Below are 26,325 nucleotides of genomic sequence, written 5' to 3' on the forward strand. Positions count from 1 at the left end.
CGGGCACCGGCACCGGCGCCGGCACCGGGCACCGGAAGGCCGGCCGGGTCACACCTTGGGGCGGCGTCCGCTGCGGCGTGGTGCCGGCTCAGCGCCGTTCAGCAGGGCGCGGCGGCGCTCCTCGCCCCGCTCCTCGACCTGCAGCACCACGCGCCGCAGCACCTCCGCGAGCGACCGGCACTCGGCGTCGCTCAACTGCCCCGTCACAAACGCCTCTTCCTCGTTGAAGGCGGGGAACACCCGCTGCATCAGCTCCTCACCCTCGTCGGTGAGGCCGAGCAGGACCAGCCTGCCGTCGGAGGGGTGGGCGGCGCGCCGCACCAGGCCCCGGGACTCCAGGGTCCGCGCGACCCCGGTCAGCGTCCCCTTGGAGATCCCCGCCTCCTCCGCCACGTGCCGGGTCTCCGACTCGCCCCACACCCACACCACCCACAGCACGACGAACGCCGTCCAGGTCAGATCCGACTCCCGCAGCACGGAGTTCTCCAGGTGCTGGCGCACGGCCGACGCGGCCCGGTAGATGTTGGCGACGGCCGCCATCCGCTCCCGCCGGACCGGGATGCCGCCGAGCTTCGCCGCGGCGAGGTTCTCGGCTTCGGTGATGGATCGCTGGCCGGACACGGGTGCTCCTTCGGTCGGTTCCCGGGACCGTCCGGCTTCCGCGCCGGACCGGTCGTTCGGCCTCAAATTGTACGGAGGCCGCCGGCAACGTGCGGGCCCATGCCGCGATCGGCGGCCGCGGCCTGCGTGCGCGCCGTCCGGCCGCGGGGCGCCGGACCGCAGGACGACCGGGGTTTCCGGTGAACCGCGTGGCACGCCCCTACGTATCACTCCCCGGGGACGGCGGGAGACCGCGGGCACGGAAGGAGAGCAGTGTGTCGACACCGCCCGAGCAGGACCAGCCGGTGCGGCGCCCGGTACTGGAACCCACCTATGTCATGCGCCGCCGCCGTACCGAGGCACTGGCCGAACTGGTGAGGGAACTGCGCGAGCGCGAGAGCGCCCCCGATCCGGTCTACGAACCGATCGTGGTGCATGTGGGCCCGGCGACCGCCGAGGACGCGACGGAGGAACTGCCTCCCGTTCCGCCCGCCCGCGGCCCCCGCCGTCACGACGCCCCGGGCCGGCGCGAGCGGCCCGCCGACGACGGACTGACCCTGCGGCGCGCGGCGATCACGGTCGGGGTGACCGCGGCCGCCCTCATCGGCTTCGGCGCCGCGCTCCTCCTGCCCGGGGCGGTGGACGGCGGCGACGCGCACCGCGCCGCCGCCCCGCCGCCCGGGCCGTCCGCCGCGAGCGCCCCCGCCCAGCGGCAGCACACCGACCCCGACGGCGCCGGCACCCTCCGGGAGGGCGACAGCGGCCCCGGGGTGACCGAGCTCCAGAAGCGTCTGCTGCACATCCCCGACGTGTACGAACACGGCTCCACCGACGGCCGCTACGACGCCACGCTGGCGGCCGCCGTCGCCCGCTTCCAGCTCTGGTACGGCATCCGCGGCGACGAGACGGGCGTGTACGGCGACGACACCCGCCGCGACCTCGAGTCCCGCACCACGCTCTAGTGGTGCGGCCGCGGCCACGGGCGTGTACGGCGGCCGCTCACCCTGAGCCGTACGCCCCCGTGCCGCACCGCGGGACGGGCGTGTCACGTGTTCTTCTCACGCGACACGCCCGTCACCGTGCGGCCGGGCCCACCGCGCGGGCAAACCGCACGACCGGCCCCGCAGCCGTGCACGGCGGCACGCCCCGCACTAGGACGGGGCGCTCGCCGCCGGCGGGAGCGCCGTCGCCGGCACCACCAGGTCCGCCCGGTCCCGGGTCGCCGCGATCAGGTCCGCGTTGCGCTGGTCCGTGCCCCGCACCCAGGCCACGGCGGCGTCGTGCTCCTTGCCGAACTCCTCGTGGCGGGCGACGAGCCGGCGGATGCGCTCCTCCTCGCCGAGTTCGCAGAACCACACCTCGTCGAGGTGCGGGCGCACCCGCGCCCAGGCACCCGAGTCGAGCAGCAGGTAGTTGCCCTCCGTCACGACCAGCCGGGCCGCCGGCGGCACCGGGACCGCCCCCGCGAGCGGCTGTTCCAGCACGCGCTCGAAGCCCGGCGCGTACACGGTCTCGGTGTCCTCCTCCCGCAGCCGCCGCAGCAGCGCCGCGTACCCGGCCGCGTCGAACGTGTCGGGCGCGCCCTTGCGGTCCCGGCGGCCCAGGCGCTCCAGTTCGGCGTCGGCCAGGTGGAAGCCGTCCATCGGGACGTGTGCCGCCCAGGGCGGCCCGTCGCCGTTGAGGGCCCGCACCACCTGCTCGGCGAGCGTCGTCTTGCCCGCTCCCGGGCTGCCGGTGATGCCGAGGATCACTCGGTGGCCGGGGCGCACCAGGGCCGCGGCCCGCTTCAGGAGGTCGTCGAAGGTCATGCGTGGTCGCCGCTCGCTGCGAGGGTGGTGGGTGACCGGCCCGCCGGGGCCGGCCGGGTCCTCGCCATTGGAGCAGAGGCCGCGGCGGATGGCGAGAGGGCCGCCGACGGCGTCCGTGTAGGCGGGGCGGCGTGGGGAAGATGCGCTGAGGGAACAACGTCGCGCACCGGGCGCGGCACGAGAGCACCGGAGGGATCACAGCGTCCTATGAGTGAGTCGCGGTCGCGGGAGCAGGGTGAGGACTCGGAGCTGGAGCGGCTGCGGGCCGAGGTACGGCATCTGCGGGCCCGGATGCGCACCCACCCGCTGATCTCCGAGGCACAGGGCATGCTGCGGGAACGCTACGCACTGCCGGACGCCGAGAGCGCGTTCGCCCTGCTCCGGCGCACCTCCCAGCAGTGCAACGTCAAGATGCACACCCTTGCGAGCGCCCTCACGGTCCTGCCGGCCCCCGACGCCCGGGAGCCCCTGTGGTTCCCGCGGCGGGTGCGCCACACACCACCACCGCTGACCTTCGACCGCGCCGGGCGCGTCGGCCACGGCGACCGGGGCGCCCTGCTCGGCGCGGTGCTCAGCCAGACCCTCGCCGTCGTCGACGCGGACATGGGCAATGTGCAGACGGCCGACCGCACGCAGCGCGGCCTGCGCATGGAGAGGCACACCGGCCACAGCCCGGAGTTCGTCGACTACTTCGGCCACGTCGGGGAGGAGGGCACCTCCTGCGCGCTGGCCGCGCGCACCGCCGCCCAGGTCACCGTCCAGGACGTGGAGACCGATCCGGTGTTCACCGAGCAGGCCCGCCACGTCATCCTGCGGGAGGGCAGCCGCGCCTGCCACAGCGTCCCGCTGACCACCGCGTCGGGCGTGTGCGTGGGCATCGTCTCCGCCCATCTGGACCGCACGCTGCCGGGGCTGACGGAGGCGCAGTCCAAGGCGCTCGACGTCATCGGCGGCGAGGCGGGCGCGTGGCTGGCCTGGTACGACCGTACGGTGGTCCTCGACGCCCTGGAACACCTGCACGCGCTCGGCCGCGCGCACCCCGGCAGGCGGGGACGGCGGTCCTGAGAGGACTGGGGGAAAGGGTCACCCATGACGAAGTTCGGTCTGCCGGACGGTATCCAGGTCTGCCTCTTCGACCTCGACGGGGTCATCACCAAGACCGCCGTCGTCCACGCGGCCGCGTGGAAGCGGACGTTCGACGACTTCCTGCGCCGCCGGGAGGGACCCGCCTACCGGCCCTTCGACGAGATCACCGACTACGACGAGTACGTCGACGGGCGGCCCCGCGCCGACGGCGTGCGCACCTTCCTCGCCTCCCGCGGCATCCGTCTGCCCGAGGGCGCCCCCGGCGACCCGCCCGGCCGGGAGACCGTCCACGGCGTCGGCAACCGCAAGAACGAGCTGCTCCTGGAGCTGATCCGGACCCGCGGCGTCGAGGCGTACGACGGCACGATCCGCTACATCGAGGCGGTGCGCGCCGCCGGCCTGCGCACGGCCGTCGTCTCCTCCAGCGCCAACTGCCGCGACATCCTGCGGTCGATCGGCGCCGAGCACCTCTTCGACGTGCGCGTCGACGGGCTCGTCGCCGCCGAACGGCAGCTGCCGGGCAAACCGCGCCCGGACACATTCCTGGCCGCGGCCCACGACCTCGGCGTCGGGGCGCGGGCCGCAGCCGTCTTCGAGGACGCGCTCGCCGGGATGGACGCGGGGCGCTCGGGCCACTTCGGATACGTCGTCGGCGTCGACCGCGTCGGCCAGGCGGACGCGCTGCGCGCCCACGGTGCCGACATCGTCGTACGCGATCTCGCGGAGCTGGGGGAGTGGGCGTGATCACGCACACGTCGTACGCGGTCGAGCCCTGGTCGCTGCGCGAGCGGGGACTGCACCTGGACGTCCTGCCGCAGAGCGAGTCCGTGTTCGCGCTGTCCAACGGGCACGTCGGCTGGCGCGGCAACCTCGACGAAGGGGAGCCGCACGGACTGCCGGGCTCCTATCTCAACGGCGTCCACGAGATCCATCCGCTGCCCTACGCGGAGGCGGGATACGGGTATCCGGAGTCCGGGCAGACCATCATCAACATCACCAACGGCAAGATCATCCGCCTGCTCGTGGACGACGAACCCTTCGATCTGCGCTACGGCCGGCTGCGCTCCCACGAACGCGTCCTCGATCTGCGTACCGGACTGCTCACCCGTACCTGCGAGTGGACCTCTCCGGCGGGTTCGACCGTCCGTGTGCGCTCGACGCGCCTGGTCTCCTTCACCCAGCGCGCGATCGCCGCGGTCGACTACGAGGTGGAGGCCGTCGGCGGGCCGGCCCGGGTCGTCGTCCAGTCGGAACTGGTGGCCAACGAGCAACTGCCCTCGCGGGACGGCGATCCCCGCGCCGCCGTCGTCCTCGACTCGCCCCTGGAGGCGGAGGAGCACTTCGCGAAGAACGGGCGGCTGCGCCTGGTGCACCGCACCCGCAGGAGCGGGCTCAGGGTCGGTGCCGCCGCCGACCATGTCGTCGAGGGCCCCGAGCCGACCACGACCGAGAGCGAGGCGACCGGCGACCTCGCCCGTCTCACCGTCGCCTCCGCCCTGGCCCCGGGCCAGCGGCTGCGGGTGCGGAAGTTCGTCTCCCACGGCTGGTCCGGCACCCGCTCCCTGCCCGCCGTCAGCGACCAGGTGGACGCGGCGCTCGCGGCCGCCACCAGTGTGGGCTGGTCGGGTCTGGCCGCCGAGCAGCGGGCGTATCTCGACGCGTTCTGGGCGCGCGCGGACGTCGAGGTGGACGGCGACGAGCAGATCCAGCAGGCGGTCCGCTTCGCGCTCTTCCATGTGCTGCAGGCCGGGGCACGCGCCGAACAGCGCGCGATTCCCGCCAAGGGGCTGACCGGCTCCGGATACGACGGCCATGCCTTCTGGGACACCGAGATGTTCGTGCTGCCCCTGCTCACCTACACCTCGCCCGGCGCGGTCGCCGAGGCGTTGCGCTGGCGGCACAACACGCTGCCCGCCGCCCAGGAGCGGGCCGTGCAACTCGGGCTGAGCGGCGCGGCGTTCCCGTGGCGGACCATAGAGGGCTCGGAGGGATCGGCGTACTGGCCGGCCGGCACCGCCGCGTTCCATGTGAACGCCGGCATCGCCGACGCCGTCGTCCGCTACACCGCCGCCACCGGCGACACGCGCTTCGAACGCGACACCGGCGTCGAACTACTGGTGGAGACGGCCCGGTTGTGGCGCTCGCTCGGTCACCACGACCATCACGGCGCCTTCCACATCGACGGGGTGACGGGTCCGGACGAGTACAGCGCGGTCGCCGACGACAACACCTACACCAATCTGATGGCCCGCGCGAACCTGCTGGCCGCCGCCGACGCCGTGGAGCGGTATCCGCGCCGGGCGGAGGAACTCGGTGTCGACGACGAGGAGAGCGCGGCCTGGCGCGACGCCGCCGAGGCGATGCACGTCCCCTACAACCACGAACTGGGTGTGCACGAACAGCACGCCGGATTCACCCGCTACCAGCGCTGGGACTTCGCCGCGACACGTCCCGACCAGTACCCGCTCATGCTGCACTTCCCGTACTTCGACCTGTACCGCAAGCAGGTGGTCAAACAGGCGGACCTGGTGCTGGCGATGTACACCTGCGCCCCCTTCTTCGACGCCGAGCACAAGGCGCGCAACTTCGCCTACTACGAGCCCCTCACCGTGCGGGACTCGTCCCTGTCGGCCTGCTGCCAGGCGGTTCTGGCGGCCGAGGCGGGCCATCTCGGGCTCGCCTACGACTATCTGCACGACGCCGCGCTGATGGACCTGGAGGACCTGGAGCACAACACCCGTGACGGCCTGCACATCGCGTCCCTCGCCGGTACGTGGATGGCACTCGTCGCGGGCTTCGGCGGCCTGCGTCACCACGGGGCACAGATCGCGTTCGCGCCGCGCCTGCCGGAGAGGCTGGGCCGCCTCGCCTTCACGCTGGAACTGCTGGGCCGCCGCCTGCGGGTGGACATCGGCCGCACGGCGGCCACGTACACGGTGGTGGCCGGAGAGCCGCTGACGATCCGCCACCACGGCGAACCGCTCACGCTCGACCCCGACAAGCCGGCCGGCCGCGGCATCCCGCCCGTCGGTCCGCGCCCTGCACCGGAGCAGCCTCCGCACCGGCGCCCCAATCATCAGGGCGGCACGGAGGACTGAGCGTCGCAGGGCACGCGCGGCCGCAGCCGCGGACGGTGGCGCGGGACGTTCACGCCGGGGCCGCGACGTACTCGGTGAGCAGGAGGGCGATGTCGTCCGCACGGTCGGGGGAGAGGCGGGCGTCCCGCAGCAGTGCGTCCGCGAGGTCCTCCAGGCGCTCCTCGCCCGTGTGGGCCAGCGAGACCCGCAGCCGGTCCATCCCGGTGCCGATGTCGGCGTCGCGCGTCTCGACCAGCCCGTCGGTGTACAGGGCCAGGACCGAGCCGGGCACGAGACGCAGCTCCGACTCCGGGTAGTCGGCCGCCTCCGCGACGCCGAGCAGCGGGCCGCCGGGCACGTCCAGGATCTCGGCGTGGCCGTCGGGCAGGCGCAGCAGGGGCGGGCAGTGGCCCGCGCGGACCGTGCGGGCCACCCCCGAGCGGGGGTGGAGGCGGATGTAGCAGCAGCTGGCGAGGAGGGCCGGGTCGAGGTCGAGGAGGAGCCGGTTGGTGCTGGCGACCACGTCGCCCGGTTCGTGGCCGGCGGTGACGAAGGCCCGTACCGCGCTGCGCAGCTGGCCCATGGCGGCCGCGGCGGCGACGTTGTGGCCCTCGACGTCCCCGACGATCAGCGCCACGTCCTCCCCGGTGGGGATGACGTCGTACCAGTCGCCGCCGATGTCCATGCCCCTGGTGCCCGGAAGATAGCGCCCGGCGACGCGCAGGCCCGGCAGCGCGGGCAGCCGGTGGGGCAGCAGCGCGTTCTGCAGGCCGCGGGCGAGGGCGAATTCGGCGTCGTAGAGCCTGGCGCGCTCCAGGGCCTGGGCGATCAGGCCGCCCAGGGCGGTGAGGGCTCCCCGCTCCTCGTCGGGGAACCGGCGGGCGCCGTCGAAGCCGAGGACGCAGGTGCCGACCGGGCGGTTGGAGGCGATCAGCGGCAGGAAGACCCAGGATCCGGAGCCGCCCGCAGGGATCCCGGGATACCTGTCGAAGAGCTGCTGCCGCGACTCGACGAACAGCGGTGCCCCGGACGTCAGCACGTCCGTCGCGGGCAGCCGGGCGTGCAGCGGGGTGCCGTCGAACCGGGCGAGGACGTCCTCCGGGTAGCGGTCCTGGGCGAACAGGCGCAGGCGCCGGTCCTCCACCACGAAGACCGCCAGCCGCTGACCGCCGAAGGCCGGGAGCATCTGCTCGGCGACGGCATCGCACACCTCGTGCGCGGTGACCGCCTTGGTGAGGGCGCTGCCCAGCTGCAGCACACGGTAGAGCGAACCCAGCCGCGGGGCCGCGGGCGGAGGGGACAGGGCGACGGGCCGGTCCTCCTCCGCGACGGGCGTCCCCGGCCCGGCCCCGGCCGGCACCGGCTGCCGCAGGGGGGCCACCCATCCCGTCATGCCCTGCTCGCCCGGGTGAAGGGAGAAGAGGAGCCATGCGTCGGGCGGCCGTCGGACCAGGAAGGAGACCGGCCGCTGGGAGACCACGGCGGCCCGGAAACGGTCCTCGTAGACGGGATCGGCCAGCCAGGGCAGGACGTCCCAGGGGCACCGGCCGAGCAGTTCCTCCTGGCGGACCTGCGCCAGGTCCTCGAGGCTGTGGTTGGCGTAGGCGACGCGTCCGTCCGGGGACAGCGCGAAGAAGCCGTCCGTGAGCCGTTCGATGGCCGCGACGGCAGCCAGGCCGCTTCCGGAGTCGAGCACGGCGCCCACCAGATGGGGCGCCGCCCGCGGGCCCCGGGTGCCGGGCACCCGGCCCCACAGCTCGACGGTGCGCTGATCGCCGCCGTCCCGGACGCGCAGGCAGTGCGCGAGCACATGGCCCTCCTCGACCGCGGCGCGGGCGGCGGAGCGGAAACCGGGAAGGTCCGCGGGCTCGATCCTGGCCGCCAGGGTGGCCGCCCGTCCGTCGAACTCGCGGGGCGGGATCCCGAAGATCGCGCACAGCTCGTCGTCGGCCGTCAGGGTCCCGGTGTCCAGGTTCCAGTCGAACAGGCCCACCCGGATCACCGGAGCGGACGGCACCGGAACCACCAGCGGAGTCTTCCTCTCGCCGAGCGCCCCGCGGGTGCCGAGTGCGGCGAGGGCGACGCCCAGACGGTCGGCGGTGGAGTGCAGCTGCCGGCGCCGTGTCCTCGACAGCCCCGCCCCGCCCGGCCTGGGCGTCCACACCACGCTCATCGATCCGAGGATCCGGCCGCCCGCTCGCACGGGCACCGTGGCGCTGCCGAACGCGTAGGGCACCGCGACCGAGAGCTGGGGGAAGCGCCGCATGGTCTCCTCGGCGTCGGCCAGGTGGACCATACGCCCGGAGCGGTACGCCTCCGCCACCGGAATGCCGCTGTTCACCGGGATCCGAAGCCAGCCGCCGAGCAGGGAGGGGGGTGCCCCGCAGGCCGCGCTCAGGACGAGCGAGCGGCCGTCGTCGGAGAGCAGGAACGCGCTTCCGGCGTGCGCACCGGTCACCTCCACGGCCCTGATGACGGCACGGACCAGCGCGTCGTCGCGCTCGGACGCCCCGCCGCGACTCGCGGTGCCGAACGGGTACGAGGTCAGGGCCATGCTGTCGGCCGACACGGTGCCTCGATCACACTTGAGAAGTTTGTTCCATATTAGGGCTGATTTTCGTATGGGTGGGGTCCCGCTTCAGACGCTGTACCCGCCGTCCACCCCCAGCGCCTGCCCGGTGATGAATCCGGCCCGGTCCGAGGCCAGGAAGGCGACGGCCTCCGCGATGTCCGTCGCGGTGCCGAAGCGGCGCAGCGGGGTGTTGCGCCGGGTGACGGCCAGCGCCGTCTCGTCGAGCTCGCCGGTCGCCATCAGCCGGGCCGCGATGCCGTCGGTGAGCATGCCGGGCGCGACGCAGTTCACGCGCACGCCGTAGCGGCCCTCCTCGGCCGCCAGTGCCCGTGCCACCGCCTCGACCGCGCCCTTCGTGCCCGAGGAGAGCCCGTCGCGCACCGGGAAGCGCCGGGTGGCGACGGTGGTGACGGCGACGACGCTGCCCCGGCTGTCCCGCAGCCGCGGCAGCGCGGGGTGCACCAGGTTGAAGAACGCCACGGCCTCCGCGTCGAGTTGTGCGCGATACCGGGCCGGCGAGACGGTGCTCAGATGCGCCATCGGCACATGCGGGCCCGCCGCGTGGACCAGTGTGTGGATTCCGCCGAGCGCCTCGGCGGCCTCGGCCACCGCCTGTGCGGTGGCGGACTCGTCGCCCAGGTCCAGCGGGAGCGCGAGGACGCGCCGCCCGTACCGCTCCAGCTCACCCGACAGGGCCCGCGCCGCCTCCCGGTCGGCGCGGTAGGTGAACGCCACGTCGCTGCCCCGCTCGGCGAGCAGGCGTACGACCGCCGCGCCGATGCCGCCGGTGCCGCCCGTGACGAACGCGGCCCCTGTCCTGGTGGAGAAGTCCGACACCGTACGCCTCGCAATCCGCGGGAAGGGCGATGACGACCCACACATGTAGCCGTGTTCACCGAAGAGTTGAAGACCGTCGGCTCTCCCGGTGTCGTCACCCGCCGAACAGCTGGGTCCAGTACGTGCCGGCCCGGCCCCCGCCCGCGAAACCGACGCCCAGGTGGGTGAACGCGGGCTTGAGGATGTTGGCGCGGTGTCCGGGGCTGTCCATCCAGCCGCGGACCGCCTCGGCGGGGGCGCGCTGGCCGCAGGCGATGTTCTCCCCCACCGTGCGGTGACGGGAGCCCGCGGCGGCCGCACGGTCCCAGGGCTCGCGGCCGTCGGGCGAGGTGTGCGCGTAGAACCCGCGGGCCACCATGTCGTCGCAGTGCGCCTGGGCGGCGGCCGTGAGGACGGGATCCGCGGCCAGCGGCGGCAGACCGGCGGCGGCCCGCTCGGCGTTGGTCAGCGCGATCACCTCGTCGGACGTCCGCGCCAGTCCGGCCGGCGTGAACGGCCGGGCCCACAGCGCCGTCCAGTACACGGTGCCGGAGCGGCGCCCGGGGACGTACGCCACCGCGGTGTGCACGAACTCCGGTGCGCACAGGGTGTGGCGCGACCGCCCGTCGGAGAGGCAGTACGCCACGAAGTCGGCGGGTGTGCGCGGACCGGACACCAGGTGCTCGCCGACCGTCAGATACGCGTACCCGCCCGCGGTGATCCGCTGGTGCACGGAGGTGCCGTCGGCGCTCTCGGCGGAGAGGACCTCGCGCGCGGCCATGCCGGCGGCGTGGGCGTGTGCCGCCGCGGCGAGCCGTGCGTCGAGCGAGACGCGCGGGGAGCCGGCCCCGGCGCGCGCGGAGTTGACGAGGGCCAGGAAGCCGTCGGGCGGCGGCGGGAGCGCCGGCCGGGGCGGGACGGGCGAAGGCACCGCCGGCGCGTCCTGCGCCACCTCCACCCCGAAGTCCCGTGCCACCCCCGCGAGGCCCTCCGCGTATCCCTGGCCCAGCGCCCGCAGCTTCCAGCCCCTGCCCCGCCGGTACAGCTCGGCGAGCAGCAGCGCCGTCTCCCGCTGCGGGCGCGGCGGTGTGAAGCGGGCGACATCACGGCCGCCCGTCTGCTGGACGTGCAGCGTCGGCGGGGGCAGGGCGGCGAGGCGCACGGAGGGGTCGGCGGGGCTGACGACCACGGTGACCCGCTCCGCCCCGGCCCGCAGGGCGGGCGGACGCACGGTGAGCTCGCCCCCGCGCAGGCGGACCCCTGGCGCGGAGGGCTGGTTGTAGAACACGAAGTCCGCGTCGCCGCGCACCGTTCCGTCGGCGTCCGTGACGAGCGCGGAGACGTCGAAGGGCCCCGGCACCCTGAGTGTCAGGGGGCCGTCCGGCAGGAGCAGATTGCCCCCGGGAACCAGCTCGATCATGGTGCCGCCCACCAGTTGGCGCCGCTGTCGTGGGGCGGCGGCCACGCGCCCCGCCGCCCGTCAGTCGGACAACGCGCCGTCGCCGTGCCCCGGTTCCCGTGCGGGGAGGGCGGCGCGCAGCGACCTGAGGGCGAGCAGCAGGACGCCGATGTCGTCCAGATAGACGGGATCGGGCAGCAGGTCTGCCGGCAGCACCAGGTACAGGACCGCGCCCCAGAAGACCCAGCGGGGTCCGGTCGGCAGTCCGGCGCGGCGCAGGTCGCGGCGCGTGCGGACCAGCCTGAGCAGCAGGACCAGCGCGACGCCGAGCACGACGGCCGCGAGGACCGCGACGACGGTGAGCACGGTCCAGGTGGTGGTGTCCATGCGCAGCTCCGGGCGTCCGTGGGAGTCGTCCTGTCCTACGGATGCCCCGTTCCGCGGTGGACCGTGCCCGCGCTGGGCCGAATGCCCGGCGTGGTCGTGGGGGAGCGGTGGTGCCCCCGGCCGTCAGTGGGCGGCGCGCGCGGTGCTGCTCTCCACCAGGGCCTGGCTGACCGCCCGCACGCTGCGCGCGATGTGCTGGAGCTGCATCACCTCGGCGGCGTACATCTTGATCGTGTGCTCGATGACGGACTCGGGCAGGCCGAGCGCGGGCAGCTCCGCGCGGGCCGTCTGCAGCGCGATCCGGGCGACCCGCACCTCGTTCTGCACCTGGATCAGCGCGTGCCGGGCGAGCAGCACGGGATGGCGGATCAGAGCCGGGTAGCTGGCGTAGCGGGCGGGCACGAGCTCGCGCAGCCACTTGGCCGCCGACCGCTCCCAGTCGTAGCTGCCGGGTGTCTTGACCTGGCACGGCCAGTCCGAACTGATCGGCGAGTACGTCATCAAGGCCATGATCTTCGCTTCCGGGTCACGTCGGCTCAGGGTGTACGGCAACTCTGGGGCGGCTCCGGCCTAGGGGAGGGCCGGAGCCGCCACCACGGACACGCCGGCGCCCGTGGGTAGGAGCGGACGGCCCCGGTTGTCCGTAGGGTGTGAAACCGGGAGGGGAAGCCCGGTTCACGATCCGCGAGAAGTATTTATATATACCGGCGGATACGCAAGGACATGAAAAAATTCACGGTCGGTTCGACGCGAAAGATCCGGATTTGTGAGCCCGTGGGTCAGTCCTTGAGGAAGAACTGGTGCTGGTCGGCGATCTGCTCGTACTCCTCCAGGCGGGCCTGGGTCCGCTCCGGGTCGGCGTCGGTCATGGCCTGCAGCAGGGCCGCGGCCATCAGGCCGGGGGCGGCGTACGAGTCGAACACCAGGCGCGAGCCGGTGCCGGTGGCGAAGACGACGTCGGCCTCGTCGGCGAGCGGGCCCAGCCCCAGATCCGTGACCAGGGCGACCTTCAGCCCCGCGCTGCGCGCCACCCGCACCGCGGTGAGGCTCTCCTGGGCGTGCCGGGGCATCCCGAACGCCAGCACCCAGGTGCCGCCCGCCTCCCGGGACTGGAGCAGCGCGTCGTAGGCCACACTGCCGCCGCGCGTGATCAGCCGCACGTCCGGGTGGATGCGCCTGGCCCCGTACGCGAAGTACTCGGCGAGCGAGGCGGAGATGCGCAGGCCCATCACGGTCAGCGGCGTCGACGCCGACAGCTCCCGCCCGAGGCGGATCACCTGGTCCGGATCGGCGAAGTCCCGGCGCAGGTTCTCCAGGTTCTCGAGCTCGGCGTCCACCGCGGCCTGCAGTTCGTTGCTGCGGTGCTCCGCCACCGTGCTCGGGCTGCCGAGTGAGCTCAGGGCGATGGCCTGGAGCTTCTCCCGCAGCGCGGGATAGCCGCTGAAGCCGACGGCCGCGGCGAAACGGGTCACCGACGGCTGGCTGACACCCACCCGCTCGGCCAGGTCCGTGATCGACAGGAACGCGGCCTCGGTGATGTGCTCGATCAGGTACTGGGCGATCCTGCGGTGCCCCGGGGACAGATGCGGTCCGTCGAAGAGCTCTCTGAGCTGGGAGGTGGGAGCGGCACCCGCCTCCGGGACCGTCTTGCCGGCAGTGATGGCAGCTGCCTGCGCGCGTGCCTGCTGCGGCGATGACACCGGACCGCCTCCCTTTGTGTCCCGAGGACTCTCAACATAGCTCACCACGCCGCTGACCAGGGGTAGAGCTCCGAGAGGCGGAAGGACCACCTCCGCCGTACCGTCGGGCATGGGGGCCGCGGGGGCGGGGTACCCGCCCCGGCCATCGACGGAGAGGAGCGGCCGTGAGCTCGCCCGTATCGCATGTGCCCCAGGTCGAGGTGGTGGTCAGCGACTGCTCGGCGGCCGACGCCGGGAGCCTGTTCGCCGAACTGTGCCGGCGCTTCGGCTCGGACCGGTCCCCGGACGACGCGCCGCACGAGACCGCGGGTGTCCGGCCCACGATGTGGACCGGGACCTTCGACACGTCGGCCACCCCCGGCCGGCCCGGGTGGACGGCACCGCCACCGCCCCTGTCGGGACAGGTGACGGCCGAACTGCAGGGCGAGCCGCGTGCGGTGGAGCGGCTGCGGCGCGCCCTGGACGAGACCTTCGTCGTCCACCAGGTCGGCGCGGTCTCCGGCGACCAGGAGGTCGAGGTCGAGCTGCGGCTGGAGAGCCGCGCACGGACCTGAACCGGGCACTCAGGCGCGCGGCCGCGCCTCCAGGAACCGGTGCAGCGACGCCGTCATGGCGGCGACGAAGGCGTCGCGGGTCCGGCCGGGGACGAGGTCCAGGGACAGGTAGGGGTTGAGGTCCTCCAGCTCCACCAGCAGCAGCCCGCCGTCCCGGGTGCGGCAGGCGTCCACGCGCTGGATGCCGTGGTCGAGGGTGTTCCAGTCGATGAAGCGCCGGGCGAAGGCGAGATCGGCCCCGTCGGGCTCGTAGGGCTCCAGGACCCAGCGCCGGCCGGGGTCGGGGCCGTACAGGGCGTACTGGAAGGCGCCGTCCACGTAGTAGAACGAGACCTCGTAGCGGAAGTCGATGCGCGGCTGCACCAGCACATCACCCCAGGCGACGTCCTCAAGCCCGTCCCGCGGCACGAACCGCAGGCCTATGGAGTCCGCTCCGGACTTCGGCTTGACGGCGTACAGAGCGGACGCGGGCAGCCGCCCCAGGTCCTCCGGCCGGCCGGCGGTCGGTATCACCGGGTGGCCGGCCGCGGTCAGATCGAGCAGGTACTGCTTGCCGGCCATGTCGCCCCGGCCCGTCAGCGGGTTGTACACGCGGGTGCCGCGGGCGGTGGCCAGGGCGCGGAAGGCGTCGTACTCCTTCCGGTAGTGCAGCACGGGGCCGCTGTTGCGGACCACGACCGCGTCGAAGCCGTCCATCAGCGCCGCCGCGTCCAGCGGGTGGCACAGCGCGATGCCGAAGTCCGCGCGCAGCCGGGAGGAGAGGGCGATGTCCTCGTCGCAGTAGCGCCGCCCACGCGCCTGGTAGGAGAGGTCGGTCACATACAGGAGGCGGGGGCGGGCGGGCATGCGGGGGCTCCTCGGTCGGTGGCCACCAATGTAGCCGGGGCGCGCGGGAGGGCAGTGGCGTGCGCGACCGGGCGCGGATGACAGACTGGCGGCATGGAAGAGCGAGAATTCGGCAGGTCGGGGCAGCACGCGTCGGTCATCGGCCTGGGTACGTGGCAACTGGGCGCGGACTGGGGCACCGTGGACGACAAGGACGCCCACGAGGTGCTGGAGGCGGCAGCGGAGTCGGGGGTGAGCTTCTTCGACACCGCGGACGTGTACGGCGACGGGCGCAGCGAGCAGACCATCGCCGCCTTCCTGCACGGCAGGCCGGACCTGCACGTCCTGGTGGCGACCAAGATGGGCCGCCGCGTCGAGCAGATCCCGCAGAACTACGTCCTGGACAACTTCCGTGCCTGGAACGACCGTTCCCGCCGCAACCTCGGCGCCGACCGCATCGACCTGGTGCAACTGCACTGTCCGCCGACGCCCGTCTACTCCTCCGACGAGGTGTACGACGCCCTGGACACGCTGGTCGAGGAGGGGCGTGTGGCGGCGTACGGCGTCAGTGTGGAGACGTGCGACGAGGCGCTGACCGCGATCGCCCGCCCGAACGTGGCGAGCGTGCAGATCATCCTGAACCCGTTCCGCATGAAGCCGCTGCGCCGGGTCCTCCCGGCCGCGCGGGAGGCCGGCGTGGGCATCATCGCCCGCGTGCCGCTGGCCTCCGGACTGCTGTCGGGCAAGTACACCAAGGACACGGTGTTCGCCGCGAACGACCACCGCACCTTCAACCGGCATGGCGAGGCGTTCGACCAGGGGGAGACCTTCTCGGGCGTCGACTTCGCGACGGGCGTGGAGGCGGCGGCCGAGTTCTCCGCGCTCGCCCCGGAGGGCTTCACCCCGGCGCAGTTGGCGCTCGCCTGGATCGTCCAGCAGCCCGGTGTGACCACGGTGATCCCCGGTGCCCGCTCGGCGGACCAGGCCCGTGCCAACGCGGCGGCCGCGAGACTGCCCCGGCTGCCGCAGGACACGCTCGACGCGATCGAGAGCCTGTACGACCGCCGGATCAGGGAGCAGGTCGAGGACCGCTGGTAGGCGCCCCGGCGAGAAGAGCGGTGCGGACACCCGGCCGGGACGCCCGGCCGGTGAGCCGCTCCGGCCGGTCAGGCCGTCAGGGCCGAGCGTGCCGGACGGGCGGTGCCGGGCGTTCCACGGGCGGCGGCCCGCACCCGGTACGTCGTCTTGGCCCGGTCGACCACCGGATCTCCCAGCACGATCCGGCCGGCCGCCCGGAGCGCGTCGCACTCGTCGGTGGGCAGCGCCATCGGGCGGCCGTCCGGCTGCCAGTACCCGTACCTGCGGCGCCCGTTGGCGTGGACCGTGAGGAAGACCGGCACGCGCTGGTCCGTGATCAGGCGCAGCACTTCGGCAGCACGGGAACTGAGCCGAGGGCGCGTCATCGTCGGTCAGCCTTTCGGGCGCTGGTGAACGGCACCCCGCCCCGAGGGCGAGATGATCTTTCCCCCCGCATTGTTGCCGAGGGCACTGACACCGCGCACCCACCTTGCCGAGACCCGCCCGGCCGGACCGGGGGCGGGGCCGTGGCAATGTGATGACCTTCACCCTGATGTGGCGGAAAGTGATGAATTCCTTACGGGAGACAGACGTAAAGGGATACGAAGAGGCAACCTGCGATCGTGGAGGTGTCCCGTGCGACCGTTCACCCTCAACTACGCGCTGCCCCGAGCGCTTCCGGCCACGGTGACGCCGTACCGCTTCGACGCGCTGCGGCAGCTGAACGTGCTCCCGGACGGCCGGCCCGCCGTCAGCGATCGTGCGCTGCTGCGCGCGGCCGGTACGACGACGTCCACCGCCGGTTCCCAGACCCACTTCGACGACTGACGCCCGCACGCGGATGACGGTCCTCATCCTCACGTCCGAGCAGGACGTGACCGCCGACATGGTGGTGGCCAGGCTGGACGAGTGGTGCGTTCCCGTGATGCGCCTGGACCCCGCCGACCTTCCCGGCAAGGCGGTGCTGTCCGCCGACTACGCCCACGGCGACTTCGACGGCCATCTCTCGGTGAACGGGCACGTCCTGAGCATGGGCGGCCTGCGCTCGGTGTGGGTGCGCCGGCCCGGCGAGCCGGCCGCGCACGCCGCGCACCCCTCGCCGTGGCTGACCGCCGAGACCCGCCAGGCCCTGTACGGCATGCTCTACTCGGCCTCCACCCGGTGGATGAACCACCCCCGCAACGCCGAGCAGGCGCGGTACAAGCCGTGGCAGTTGCGGATCGCCCACCTCAGCGGCTTCGCGGTGCCGCCGACCGTCGTCACCACCGCTCCGCGCCTGGCCCAGCAGTTCGCCGAGGAGTACCGCGAGGTGGTGGTGAAGTCGGCCTCGGGACCGCCGCCCGGCGATCCCGCGCTGGCCCTGCCGACCACCCTCGTGGGCCCCGGCGCCGACTTCTCCGCGGTGGCGGCCGGCCCCGCCCTGCTGCAGCGCTACATCCCCAAGCGTGCCGACATCCGGCTGACCTCCGTCGGCACCCGGCTGTTCGCCGCCCGCAAGACGGCGGCTCCCGGGCAGATCGACGGCCGCTACGGCGACACCGGGCACCCCTGGCGGTCGGCCGAGGTGCCCGACCGTATCGCGAAGTCGGTCCACGAGTACCTGACGCTGTCCGGCCTCGCGTACGCCGCCTTCGACTTCGCCGAGGACGAGGAGGGCCTGTGGTGGTTCCTGGAGTGCAACCAGGGCGGGCAGTTCGGGTTCGTGGAACTGGAGACCGGACAGCCGATAGCGCAGGCCGTCGCCCGGTGGCTCGCGCAACGGACGGGGGACCGCCGCACCCTCGACGGCCTCCGGTGAGCCGCACGCCCGGACACCGCCACCCGCTGCCCGCCGCCCGGGTGGCGGGGGGCGGTCCGGTGGGTGCGTGGAGCCGCCGCGCGTCAGCCCGCCGGTGGCCGGAAGGTCCGCAGGAACTCTGCCAGGGCCTGCCGGTTGGCGGGACTCTGCGCGTCGGCGGCGGGCGTCGTCCAGCGCAGCGAGTAGCCGTGCCGGTCGCCGACGAGGAAACCGCGGCCGAAGGTGTGCACCCGGACGCCGTTCACCGTGGACAGCCACTCCATGTCGGCGCCCTGGTGACCCTGGTAGGTCACGGGGCGGATGTCCCCCACCCGCTCGTAGCCGGCGTACGTGCTGTCCAGCGCCGGCTCCAGCGCCTTCCAGACCGCGACCGGGTCGGGACCGAGGCCCGCGCTGTAGGTGACCGCCAGGCTCCGCGGATCGCCGCTCGCGCCGAACGTCACCCGGTAGGTGCCCCCGCCCGCCGTGTCGGTGGTGACCGGCTTCCACCCCTGCGGCAGGTCGATGGAGAAGCCCTGCGGCGCGACATAGCGGCGGAAGAGCGGGGCCGGGTCCTCCGGGGTGCTCGGCGACGCGGACGGGGTGGGGGTCGCGGTGCGACCCGGCCGCGGAGGGGGCGTCGCGCGGTCGGTGCCGCCGGGCGAGCCGGCCGCGGAGGGCACCCCGGAGCGGGACGGCTCCGCGCCCACCGCGCTCGCGCCGTTGCCGGACGGGCGGCCCGCCGTGACGAGGACGGCGACCGACGAGGCCGCGACGACGAGCCCCGCGCCCACCAGCACCGACCGTCGCACGGCCGGTCTGCTCCAGGCCCGTCCGGCCCGGTGGGCGACCTGCCACGCGCCCCGGAAGCGCGGCAGAAGCATCTCCTGCGTGGGTTCGTCGAGGTCCTCGTTGACGATGCGCGTCAGGGACGCGCGCACCACGGGTTCCGGGACGCGCTCCAGGGCGTCCCGGCGGAGCAGCCCGGTGACGGCCGGGGCGAGCGGGCCGGCGTTCGCCGGGGACCGCAACGGCAGCCGGTCCACGGCGCGCAGCGTCGCCTCCGCCGAACCCCGGTCCCGGAAGGGCGGACGGCCCTCCACCATCGCGTACAGCAGTGCCCCCAGTGCCCACTGGTCGGCAGCCGGACCCGCGCTCGAGCCGCGGGCCTGTTCGGGGGCGGCGTACGAGGGTGCCGTGACCCGCTGGGTGACGGACGTCCCGATCAGCCCGAAGCCGGTCACGACGACCGCGCCGCCCTCCTGTACGAACACCTGCCCGGGACTGAGGTCGCCGTGTGTCACCCCCCGGCGGTGGGCGGCCTCCAGCACGTCGAGGATCCCGAGCCCGATGCGGGCCGCCCGCACATAGTTGAGGGGACCGCGGGCCAGGATCTCCCCGAGGGGGGTGCCCTCGATCCGCTCGGTCACGGTCCACAGGACACCGCCGTCCTCGACGACGTCCACCACGGTCGCGACCCGGCCGGGGCACAGCGCCTCCATGGCCTCCGACTCGCGCAGGATCCGCGCGATCGTGCGGCGCGGGGTGACCTCGGGCTGCAGCGGGGTGAGCCGCGACTGGAGCAGCGAGACCGGGCGCCGGAACTCCATGTCCTCGCCGAGCCAGACGGTCCGCCCGTCCTCCCGGTGGACGGCCTCGACCGCCCGGTATCGTCCGGCGATCAACTCCTGTGTGGAGACCTGCCCGTCGTCCATCGTCATCCCTCGCAGCGAACCGTTTCCCGGAGGTACGGAGGGCGTGACGGTGGGTGTTCAAAGAAACGGGGTTTCCACGGTGCGGATTTCGGTTTTCCGCCCAGAATCCAGCGCTGACGGGCGTGAAAACGTTACCCGCCGCTCAACCCGCGGGTAGGTTACCGTTGGTTACTTCCGTGGCCGCCCCGACGTACGACTCCGCGAACGCCGCCGCCGCGGCGGGGGAAGTGAAGAGCCGGCGCAGCCGCGCCGCCGCGTTGCCCGCGCGGAACGGGTCGCCGGAGGACGGACCGTGCAGCAACTCGGCGAACCACTGCGAGAACTCCTGGTAGTCCCACACGCGCCGCAGGCACGCCGCCGAGTACCCGCGCAGCCCCGCCTCGTCGCCGCCGCGGTGGAAGGCGATGAGGGCGTCCGCGAGGTGCAGCGCGTCGTGGAGGGCGAGGTTCATGCCCTTGGCGGCGATCGGCGCCACGAGGTGGGCCGCGTCTCCTGCCAGGAACAGCCTCCCGTGCACCATCGGCCGCACCACGTAGTTGTGCATGTCCAGCACGCGTTTCTCGATCAGCCGCCCCTCGGTCGGCGGGGCGGCGCCCGCCGCGGACAGCCGTTCGCGCAGCTGGGACCAGACGCATTCGTGCGGCCAGTTCTCCGGGTCGTCGCCGGGCGGGCACTCGAGGTAGTAGCGGGTGACCTGTGGGCTGCGGGCCATATGGGCGGCGAAACCGTGCGGATGCATCCCGAAGACGACACAGTCGGACGACGGCGGCGCCTCGGCCAGCAGCGCCAGCCAGCCCACCCCGTGGTCGAGCCGGGCCGTGTGCGCGTGCCCGGGCGGCAGCGAGGCGCGCGTCACGCCGCGGGCGCCGTCGCAGCCGGCGACGAAGCGGCAGGCGAACCGGCGGCGTTCGCCCGAGGCGGGATCCGTGTACGACACCGACGGCTCCCCGGTGCCGACGTCGTGCAGCTCCACATCGCGCACGCCGAACCGGATGTCCCCGCCCTTGACGTCCGCGTACTGCCGCACCAGGTCCGTGACGAGCAACGGCTGCGGATAGACGAAGTGGTGGTGTCCGGACACCTCCGCGTAGGCGAACCGGTGCCGTTCGCCACCGACCCGGAACTCGCACTCGCCGTGCCTCGGCGCCCGCTCCAGCAGCCGCTCGGCGAGCCCGTGCCGTTCCAGTGCCCGTACCGCCCATTCCTCGATGAACCCGGCCCTGGGCCGCTGTTCGATGAACTCCCTGCTGCCGGCCTCCAGCACCACGCAGTCGACGGAGGCGTCCCGCAGGAGGTTGGCGAGCGTCAGTCCGGCGGGACCGGCGCCCACGATGACGACGGGGACGTGCCGCTGGGGCGGGGGCGGAGGCGCGGGGGAGTGGCCGGTCATGGGGTGCATTATCCCGGCCCTTCGGCCAACGGACTTGCCGCGCACGGAAGTTGAGTTCAGCCAAGGGTTTCCCGCAGGGCCGGCAGCAGCTCTTTCGCCGACCAGTCGAGGAACTCCGTCTGTGTCTCGCCGCCGATCTGCACCAGCGCGACCTCGGTGAACCCCGCCTCGGCGAACGGCCGTACGGCTTTGACGACATCGGCCGGATCATCGCCGCACGGGATGGAGGCGGCGACGTCCTCGGGCCTGACGTACTGCGTGGCCGAGGCGAACGAATCGGGGTGCGGCAGCTCGGAGTTGACCTTCCAGCCGCACCCGAACCAGCGGAACTGCTCGTGGGCGCGCCGGATCGCGGCCTCCCGGTCCGCGTCGTAGCACACCGGCAGCTGGCCCACCCGTGGCTTGCCCTCGCCGCCGTGCCGGTCGAAGGCCGTGAGAAGGTCACGGTCCGGTTCGGTGGCGATGACGAGGTCGGCGAGCCGGCCCGCCAGCGCGCAGGACCGCTCCCCGGAGACGGCGACCCCGATCGGCGGCGGCTCGTCCGGCAGGTCCCACAGCCGTGCGGAGTCCACGGTGAAGTGCCTGCCCCGATGGCTGACATGACCGCCGCCGAACAGGCCGCGGATGATGCCGATCGCCTCCTCCAGCATCTCGTGCCGCACCTCGATCGACGGCCATCCCCCGCCCACCGCATGCTCGTTGAGGTTCTCACCGGAGCCGAGACCCAGCCGGAACCTGCCCTGCGACAGCAGCTGCACCGTGGCGGCCTTCTGTGCCACCACCGCCGGGTGGTACCGGACGGTCGGGCAGGTCACATAGGTCATCAGCGGGATGCGGGAGGTGGCCTGGGCGGCGGCGCCCAGCACGCTCCACGCGTACGGCGAGTGCCCCTGGGCCCGCAGCCAGGGCGCGTAGTGGTCCGAGGTCACGGAGAAGTCGAAGCCCGCCGCCTCCGCCCGCACCACATGGCCGACCAGTTCCCGCGGACCCGCCTGTTCGGTCATCATCGTGTATCCGATATGCACCATAAAGCGCGGGTTCCCGGCCCTGGCGCGCGAAAACCGAGCGGTGCGTCCCACTGGCCGGATTGCGCCCGTCGAGATCATGGACATGCTGTGAGCCGGAACGGAGGATGGCGGATGCACGCAGACGGTGAGGCGGTGCCTCACCACCGCCCCGAACCCGTTCTGGAGGCCCGCCGGATGAGCGCCCGCCCGCTGCCCGTCAGCACGCCCGCCGAACAAGGCGTCGACGCCCGCGGGATCGAGGCGTTCCTCGACACGGTCGAGGCGGCACCGGACATCGAACCGCACAGCCTCATGATCGTGCGCCATGGCCGCCTGGTGGCCTCCGGCTGGTGGGCGCCCTACACCGCCGAGCGCCCCCAACTGCTGTACTCCCTCAGCAAGAGCTTCACCTCCACGGCCGCCGGACTGGCCGTCGCCGAGGGCCTTCTCGACCTCGACGCGCCCGTGCTGTCCTACTTCCCGGAGTTCGCGGCGGACATCACCGACCCGCGCAGCCGCGCCATGCGGGTGCGCCACATCGCGTCCATGGCCACCGGGCACCTCACCGGCACCGCTGACGAGGCGTTCCGGCTGGACCGTGCGGAGCCCGTACGGGGGTTCCTGCTGATCCCGCCGGACCGTGACCCCGGCTCGGTCTTCGCCTACAACCAGCCCGCGACCTACACGCTGGCCGCGCTCGTGCAGCGGCTGTCCGGCCGGTCGCTGACCGAGTATCTGCGCCCGAGGCTCCTCGATCCGCTCGGCATCGGCGAGATCGCCTGGATCCAGCATCCACGCGGCCGCGACCTGGGATTCAGCGGACTGCACGCCACCACGGACGCGATCGCCCGGCTGGGCCTGCTCTACCTCCAGGACGGGGTGTGGGAGGGAAGGCGGCTGCTGCCGTCCTCCTGGGTGGCGGAGGCGACGCGCCCGCACGTGTCCACCGCCGACGCGACGGCCGTGGGCGCCGCCTCGGACTGGCAGCAGGGCTACGGCTTCCAGTTCTGGGCGTCGCGGCACGGCTTCCGCGGCGACGGCGCCTACGGCCAGTTCTGCGTCGTCCTGCCCGACCACGACGCGGTGATCGCGACCACCGCGGCGACGGTGCAGATGCAGAAACTGCTCGACGCGATGTGGCGGCATCTGCTGCCCGCGTTGGGCCCCCGCCCCCTCCCCGGCCGCACCGACGCGGACCGGGCACTCCGGCACCGCCTCGACCGCCTCGCCCTGCCGCCGGTCGCCGCGCGTCCCGGCCCCGGAGAGCATCCCGGTCCCTGGGCGGGGGCGCGCTTCACACCGCGGGGCGGCCGCTGCGGCGACCAGCCGACCCTGACGGCGGCCGAGGTCACCGAGGAGGGCGGAGTCTGGACGGTGACCCTCGTCGAGGACGAGGACCGTCTCGCCCTGCGCCTTCCGGAGGCCGGCTGGGCCGTCGGCGAGGGTCCGGTCCCCACCGCGGCGAGCGGCGGCTGGACCGGCCCGGACACCCTGCGCGTCGACGTCCTGTTCCTGGAGACACCACACCGCCTCACCGTGACCTGCGCCCTCGACGACGGCACCTTCACGGCCCGCTGGCACACGACCCCGCTGCACGCCGGTCCGCTGCGCCGTCGCCGGGCTCCCTTCCCGTCCCGGGACGGCTCGACGGGGCGGGGCTGACGCCCGGCGTACGACTCCCGCCGCAATCGGGCCTGCCTGCGAAGACGCGGTGCCGCCGGACGAAGCGCAGCGCGGCGGTCTTCTGCCCCACGATCACGAATGCTTCGGACCAGACGACGACCGCGCGGACGGGTGATGTCGCGATGACCAGGGGCTCACCGATGACCGAGCCACGTTCGTCGACCGGTTCACCGGTGCACGGACGCATCCAAGCCTCGCAACACGCCGGGACTTCGCTGAACTCACCGCCGCCAACGAACTGGACATCGCCGCAGTCAGCCCAGAAGTCCGCGCCCGCTACGGGGCGGACCTGCGCGACCTGTTGACGCGATGGCGGCCGCTGCTGTCCGCGTCGGCCTGGGCGCACTGCCGGAGCGTGCTGGGCCAGGACGGCCACTGCTGACCACCAGGCCGCACCTCGCGGTCGAGCAGGACAGCAGCTGAATCGAGTCGGATGCGGTCACCGATCACGCTGGGCGTCGGGCGCGACCACCCGAAAGCGTTCAGCGACGACGAGAGTGTCATCGCCGATGACAGGGGTAGCACCCAAGAACTCGCTCACGCCGTCGCTCCGGAAGAACTCTTCGTGGGCTGCCCGCCACTGTGCGACGTCGGAGTAGCCGCGCCCCTCGGCTCGCGCGAAGTCGTCGTCGATGTCCTTCATGGGAACGACCCGAACGTCGACGAGCTCGATCGTGACGGCCGGACGACCCCCGGAATCGAGCACCGAGAACCGCTGACCGGTCTGCGGCACCGCCTCTCCGGCGCGCTCGTACATCTCCAGGAGACCCGTGAGCGCGGTCTTCCGTCCGCTCAAGATCGCCGCGACGCCACGATCGCGTTCCGGACCGGGAAAGGCGAGTTCAAGGGTCGGAAGGTCCTCATGTCCCATCGGGAGAGGGTACGAAGCCCGGTCGCGTTGATCAATGGTCAGCGCCCCGCCGAGGAGGCCCGCGCCGAACTCGTCGGCGCCCTGGTCCGGCAAGCCGGCTACCGCCCGCCGGCCTTCTAGCCGAGCATGTCCGCCCAGTCGGCCGGCACCCGGCCCGCCGGCCCCGGCGCGGGCTGGTCGGCGGGACGGCTGACCGGGGGAGCGAGCTGCGGCCCGGACTCGTACAGCTCGGAGGCCGTGAAGTCCCAGAACCACTCCTCGCCCGGTTCGAAACTGCGGATGACCGGATGCCCGGTGGCGCGGAAGTGGGCGGTGGCGTGCTTGGCGGGCGAGTCGTCGCAGCAGCCGATGTGCCCGCACTGCGCGCACCGCCGCAGATGGAACCACCAGCCGCCCGCCTCGTCGCATTCCACGCAGCCGGTGCCGCTCGGCGGGACGCCGGGGTCGATTCCGTTCACTTCGGTCATGACGCCTCCGGTGCTGTCTGCGGATCGGGCCGGGGTACGGAGTCCGGCCCGGTGACGCCGGACTCGGGGGAGTCCAGCGGCAGCCGGACCTGGAACCGTGTGTCGCCCGGCACGGAGTGGACCTCCAGGCTTCCGTGGTGCTTGTTGACGACGATGCGCCAGGAGATGTCCAGGCCGAGGCCGGTGCCCTGACCCACCGGTCGGGTGGTGAAGAACGGATCGAAGATGCGACCGCGGATGTCGGGCGGCACGCCCGGCCCCGTGTCGCGGAACTCGACCAGCAACCGGTCCCGGTCGAGGGCGGTCCGTACGGTCAACGTGCCGTCCCCGCCCGCCTCGTTCATGGCGGAGACGGCGTTGTCGACGAGGTTCGTCCACACCTGGTTCAGCTCGCCGGGGTAGGCGGGGATGGGCGGCAGCGTCCGGTCGTACTCCTTGACGACGGTGATGCGCTCGCCGATCTTCCCGGACAGCATCAGCAAGGTGCTGTCCAGGAGTTCGTGCACGTCGGCGGTGCGGTACGGCGCCCGGTCCAGCTGGGAGTACTGCCTGGCCGCGTTGACGAGCGCGGAGACCCGGGTCGTGGAGTCCTCGATCTCGTTCATCAGCAGTTCGGTCTCGACCGTGTAGTTGAGCCAGCGGACCGCCCCTTCGAGGGTCTGCTCGTCGACGGCCGCCGCGACCTGGTCCAGCCAGTCGGTGTCGAGGCCGGCCTGCACGAACGTCGGCGCGAGCTGCCAGCCGCCCTCGATGCCGTGGTCGTCGAGCCAGTCGCCGATCGCGTCCTCGCGGTCGGACGCCTCCAGCGGGCTGAGCGGCGCCGCCTTGGCGACCTGTTCGGCCGTCCGTTCCTGGATGCCGACCAGCGCAGGCAGCGTGTCCGGGTCGTACCGCCCGGCGGCGATCGCACCCAGCTTGTGCCGCATCCCCGCCACCCGCTCGCGCAGCGCCGAGGTGGCCCGCACGGCCGCCGCGGCCGGGTTGTTGAGCTCGTGGGTCAGACCCGCCGACAGGGAGCCCAGTGCCAGCAGCCGCTCCCGCTGGTTGACGGCCTGCTGCGTGTTCCTGGTGCCGAAGAACAGCCCCTCCAGCAGGTGCACCGCCATCGGGAACCAGTCCCGCACGACCGCGGCGAAGGTCTCGGCGGGCAGGATGAAGAACCGCGAGGGTTCCGTGACCCGCATCGACCCGTTGTACGTCCCCGCCCGCGCGCGGTCACCGAGATACGCCTGGAAGGCGCCCGCGTACACCCCGCGCTGCGACGTCCGGGAGATCTCCACGTCGTCGGCGCCGACCCGGCGGGAGAGCACCACGGTGCCGTTCAGGAGCACGAAGAACGAGGTGGCGGGCTCGCCCTCGGTGTACACCGGCCCGGGCTCGAACAGCTCCACCCGGCCTTCCCGGCACAGCCGCTCCAACTGCTCCCGCTCCAGCTTCTCGAACAGGAACAGCGTGCTCAGCTCCGCCATGTCGCAGGGCATCGGCCGGCCGTTCACGACCGCTCCCCGTGCCGC

Annotated in this window: 26 protein-coding genes; 10 read left to right on the forward strand and 16 right to left on the reverse strand. The window is 73.3% G+C overall.

Annotated features, from left to right (window positions below; all coding sequences use genetic code 11):
- Window positions 1–48: 48 nt before the first annotated feature.
- On the reverse strand, window positions 49–621 hold the full coding sequence (locus ACZ79I_RS38620) for a MarR family winged helix-turn-helix transcriptional regulator (protein WP_471504352.1): 573 nt from the start codon (window positions 619–621) through the stop codon (window positions 49–51).
- Window positions 622–875: 254 nt separating this feature from the next.
- Here ACZ79I_RS38620 and ACZ79I_RS38625 point away from each other — a divergent pair, with 254 nt between their 5' ends.
- Window positions 876–1,562 (forward strand): peptidoglycan-binding domain-containing protein, encoded by a 687-nt coding sequence (locus ACZ79I_RS38625; protein WP_471504354.1) that lies wholly within the window; start codon window positions 876–878, stop codon window positions 1,560–1,562.
- 189 nt (window positions 1,563–1,751) lie between these two features.
- Here ACZ79I_RS38625 and ACZ79I_RS38630 read toward each other — a convergent pair whose 3' ends face one another.
- Window positions 1,752–2,408, reverse strand: coding sequence for a nucleoside/nucleotide kinase family protein (locus ACZ79I_RS38630; protein ID WP_471504357.1), 657 nt, complete (start codon window positions 2,406–2,408; stop codon window positions 1,752–1,754).
- Between the two features lie 207 nt (window positions 2,409–2,615).
- Between ACZ79I_RS38630 and ACZ79I_RS38635 the strand changes: the two genes are divergently transcribed.
- From ACZ79I_RS38635 to ACZ79I_RS38645, 3 genes are read left to right on the forward strand one after another with little or no spacing between them, the layout of a single operon-like run.
- A complete protein-coding gene (locus tag ACZ79I_RS38635) occupies window positions 2,616–3,473 on the forward strand; it encodes an ANTAR domain-containing protein (protein ID WP_471504359.1) in 858 nt (285 codons plus the stop codon).
- A gap of 24 nt (window positions 3,474–3,497) precedes the next feature.
- Window positions 3,498–4,238: an HAD family hydrolase gene (locus ACZ79I_RS38640; protein ID WP_471504362.1), complete on the forward strand. Its 741-nt coding sequence runs from the start codon at window positions 3,498–3,500 to the stop codon at window positions 4,236–4,238.
- Window positions 4,235–6,592 (forward strand): glycoside hydrolase family 65 protein, encoded by a 2,358-nt coding sequence (locus ACZ79I_RS38645; protein WP_471504366.1) that lies wholly within the window; start codon window positions 4,235–4,237, stop codon window positions 6,590–6,592. Before ACZ79I_RS38640 ends, ACZ79I_RS38645 begins: the two co-directional genes overlap by 4 nt.
- 49 nt (window positions 6,593–6,641) lie before the next feature.
- Here the strand turns inward: ACZ79I_RS38645 and ACZ79I_RS38650 are convergent, their stop codons facing one another.
- From ACZ79I_RS38650 to ACZ79I_RS38675, 6 genes are all read right to left on the reverse strand, one after another.
- A complete protein-coding gene (locus ACZ79I_RS38650; RefSeq protein ID WP_471504368.1) occupies window positions 6,642–9,140 on the reverse strand; it encodes a SpoIIE family protein phosphatase in 2,499 nt (832 codons plus the stop codon).
- 69 nt (window positions 9,141–9,209) lie between these two features.
- On the reverse strand, window positions 9,210–9,980 hold the full coding sequence (locus ACZ79I_RS38655) for an SDR family NAD(P)-dependent oxidoreductase (protein WP_471504370.1): 771 nt from the start codon (window positions 9,978–9,980) through the stop codon (window positions 9,210–9,212).
- Between the two features lie 94 nt (window positions 9,981–10,074).
- Entirely contained in the window at window positions 10,075–11,379 is a 1,305-nt protein-coding gene (locus ACZ79I_RS38660) for a CAP domain-containing protein (RefSeq protein WP_471504373.1), read from the reverse strand.
- Window positions 11,380–11,439: 60 nt separating this feature from the next.
- The gene (locus ACZ79I_RS38665; RefSeq protein ID WP_471504375.1) at window positions 11,440–11,745 is read right to left on the reverse strand and encodes a DUF1232 domain-containing protein; all 306 of its coding nucleotides are present in this window, start codon (window positions 11,743–11,745) and stop codon (window positions 11,440–11,442) included.
- A 123-nt stretch (window positions 11,746–11,868) separates the two neighbouring features.
- Entirely contained in the window at window positions 11,869–12,255 is a 387-nt protein-coding gene (locus tag ACZ79I_RS38670) for a hypothetical protein (RefSeq protein ID WP_471504377.1), read from the reverse strand.
- A 269-nt stretch (window positions 12,256–12,524) separates the two neighbouring features.
- Window positions 12,525–13,445, reverse strand: coding sequence for a MurR/RpiR family transcriptional regulator (locus ACZ79I_RS38675; RefSeq protein ID WP_471504381.1), 921 nt, complete (start codon window positions 13,443–13,445; stop codon window positions 12,525–12,527).
- Between the two features lie 164 nt (window positions 13,446–13,609).
- On the opposite strand from ACZ79I_RS38675, the gene ACZ79I_RS38680 reads away from it, so the two are divergent.
- Window positions 13,610–13,999 carry a hypothetical protein gene (locus tag ACZ79I_RS38680; protein ID WP_471504384.1) on the forward strand — a complete coding sequence of 130 codons (390 nt, stop codon included), beginning with the start codon at window positions 13,610–13,612 and terminating at the stop codon, window positions 13,997–13,999.
- Between the two features lie 9 nt (window positions 14,000–14,008).
- Here the strand turns inward: ACZ79I_RS38680 and ACZ79I_RS38685 are convergent, their stop codons facing one another.
- Window positions 14,009–14,845, reverse strand: a complete 837-nt coding sequence (locus tag ACZ79I_RS38685) for an ATP-grasp domain-containing protein (RefSeq protein ID WP_471504387.1) — start codon at window positions 14,843–14,845, stop codon at window positions 14,009–14,011.
- 93 nt (window positions 14,846–14,938) lie between these two features.
- Here ACZ79I_RS38685 and ACZ79I_RS38690 point away from each other — a divergent pair, with 93 nt between their 5' ends.
- A complete protein-coding gene (locus ACZ79I_RS38690) occupies window positions 14,939–15,922 on the forward strand; it encodes an aldo/keto reductase (RefSeq protein WP_471504390.1) in 984 nt (327 codons plus the stop codon).
- A gap of 68 nt (window positions 15,923–15,990) precedes the next feature.
- On the opposite strand, the gene ACZ79I_RS38695 is transcribed toward ACZ79I_RS38690, so the two are convergent.
- Entirely contained in the window at window positions 15,991–16,251 is a 261-nt protein-coding gene (locus tag ACZ79I_RS38695; RefSeq protein WP_471504394.1) for a hypothetical protein, read from the reverse strand.
- Window positions 16,252–16,537: 286 nt separating this feature from the next.
- On the opposite strand from ACZ79I_RS38695, the gene tgmA reads away from it, so the two are divergent.
- Together tgmA and tgmB are read left to right on the forward strand one after the other, a co-directional pair.
- Window positions 16,538–16,729: a putative ATP-grasp-modified RiPP gene (gene tgmA / locus ACZ79I_RS38700; RefSeq protein WP_471504398.1), complete on the forward strand. Its 192-nt coding sequence runs from the start codon at window positions 16,538–16,540 to the stop codon at window positions 16,727–16,729.
- Between the two features lie 13 nt (window positions 16,730–16,742).
- Window positions 16,743–17,699, forward strand: a complete 957-nt coding sequence (tgmB, locus tag ACZ79I_RS38705) for an ATP-grasp ribosomal peptide maturase (protein WP_471504402.1) — start codon at window positions 16,743–16,745, stop codon at window positions 17,697–17,699.
- Between the two features lie 83 nt (window positions 17,700–17,782).
- Here the strand turns inward: tgmB and ACZ79I_RS38710 are convergent, their stop codons facing one another.
- The 3 genes from ACZ79I_RS38710 to ACZ79I_RS38720 form a co-directional block, all read right to left on the reverse strand.
- Window positions 17,783–19,399, reverse strand: a complete 1,617-nt coding sequence (locus ACZ79I_RS38710; protein ID WP_471504404.1) for a protein kinase domain-containing protein — start codon at window positions 19,397–19,399, stop codon at window positions 17,783–17,785.
- Between the two features lie 136 nt (window positions 19,400–19,535).
- Window positions 19,536–20,783 (reverse strand): 4-hydroxybenzoate 3-monooxygenase, encoded by a 1,248-nt coding sequence (locus tag ACZ79I_RS38715; RefSeq protein ID WP_471504407.1) that lies wholly within the window; start codon window positions 20,781–20,783, stop codon window positions 19,536–19,538.
- A gap of 56 nt (window positions 20,784–20,839) precedes the next feature.
- Window positions 20,840–21,811 (reverse strand): LLM class F420-dependent oxidoreductase, encoded by a 972-nt coding sequence (locus ACZ79I_RS38720; protein ID WP_471504410.1) that lies wholly within the window; start codon window positions 21,809–21,811, stop codon window positions 20,840–20,842.
- Window positions 21,812–21,985: 174 nt separating this feature from the next.
- Here ACZ79I_RS38720 and ACZ79I_RS38725 point away from each other — a divergent pair, with 174 nt between their 5' ends.
- Window positions 21,986–23,452 (forward strand): serine hydrolase domain-containing protein, encoded by a 1,467-nt coding sequence (locus tag ACZ79I_RS38725; protein WP_471505503.1) that lies wholly within the window; start codon window positions 21,986–21,988, stop codon window positions 23,450–23,452.
- Window positions 23,453–23,912: 460 nt separating this feature from the next.
- On the opposite strand, the gene ACZ79I_RS38730 is transcribed toward ACZ79I_RS38725, so the two are convergent.
- Window positions 23,913–24,344, reverse strand: coding sequence for an ASCH domain-containing protein (locus ACZ79I_RS38730; RefSeq protein ID WP_471504412.1), 432 nt, complete (start codon window positions 24,342–24,344; stop codon window positions 23,913–23,915).
- Between ACZ79I_RS38730 and ACZ79I_RS38735 the strand changes: the two genes are divergently transcribed.
- The gene (locus ACZ79I_RS38735; protein WP_471504414.1) at window positions 24,336–24,464 is read left to right on the forward strand and encodes a hypothetical protein; all 129 of its coding nucleotides are present in this window, start codon (window positions 24,336–24,338) and stop codon (window positions 24,462–24,464) included. The genes ACZ79I_RS38730 and ACZ79I_RS38735 overlap by 9 nt on opposite strands.
- Here the strand turns inward: ACZ79I_RS38735 and ACZ79I_RS38740 are convergent.
- Window positions 24,461–24,811, reverse strand: a complete 351-nt coding sequence (locus ACZ79I_RS38740; RefSeq protein ID WP_471504416.1) for a UBP-type zinc finger domain-containing protein — start codon at window positions 24,809–24,811, stop codon at window positions 24,461–24,463. The two genes, ACZ79I_RS38735 and ACZ79I_RS38740, sit on opposite strands and share 4 nt — an antisense overlap.
- A complete protein-coding gene (locus ACZ79I_RS38745; RefSeq protein WP_471504418.1) occupies window positions 24,808–26,307 on the reverse strand; it encodes an ATP-binding protein in 1,500 nt (499 codons plus the stop codon). The genes ACZ79I_RS38740 and ACZ79I_RS38745 overlap by 4 nt, the downstream gene beginning before the upstream one ends.
- Between the last annotated feature and the right edge of the window lie 18 nt (window positions 26,308–26,325).

The organism is Streptomyces sp. PSU-S4-23, from assembly GCF_055632315.1.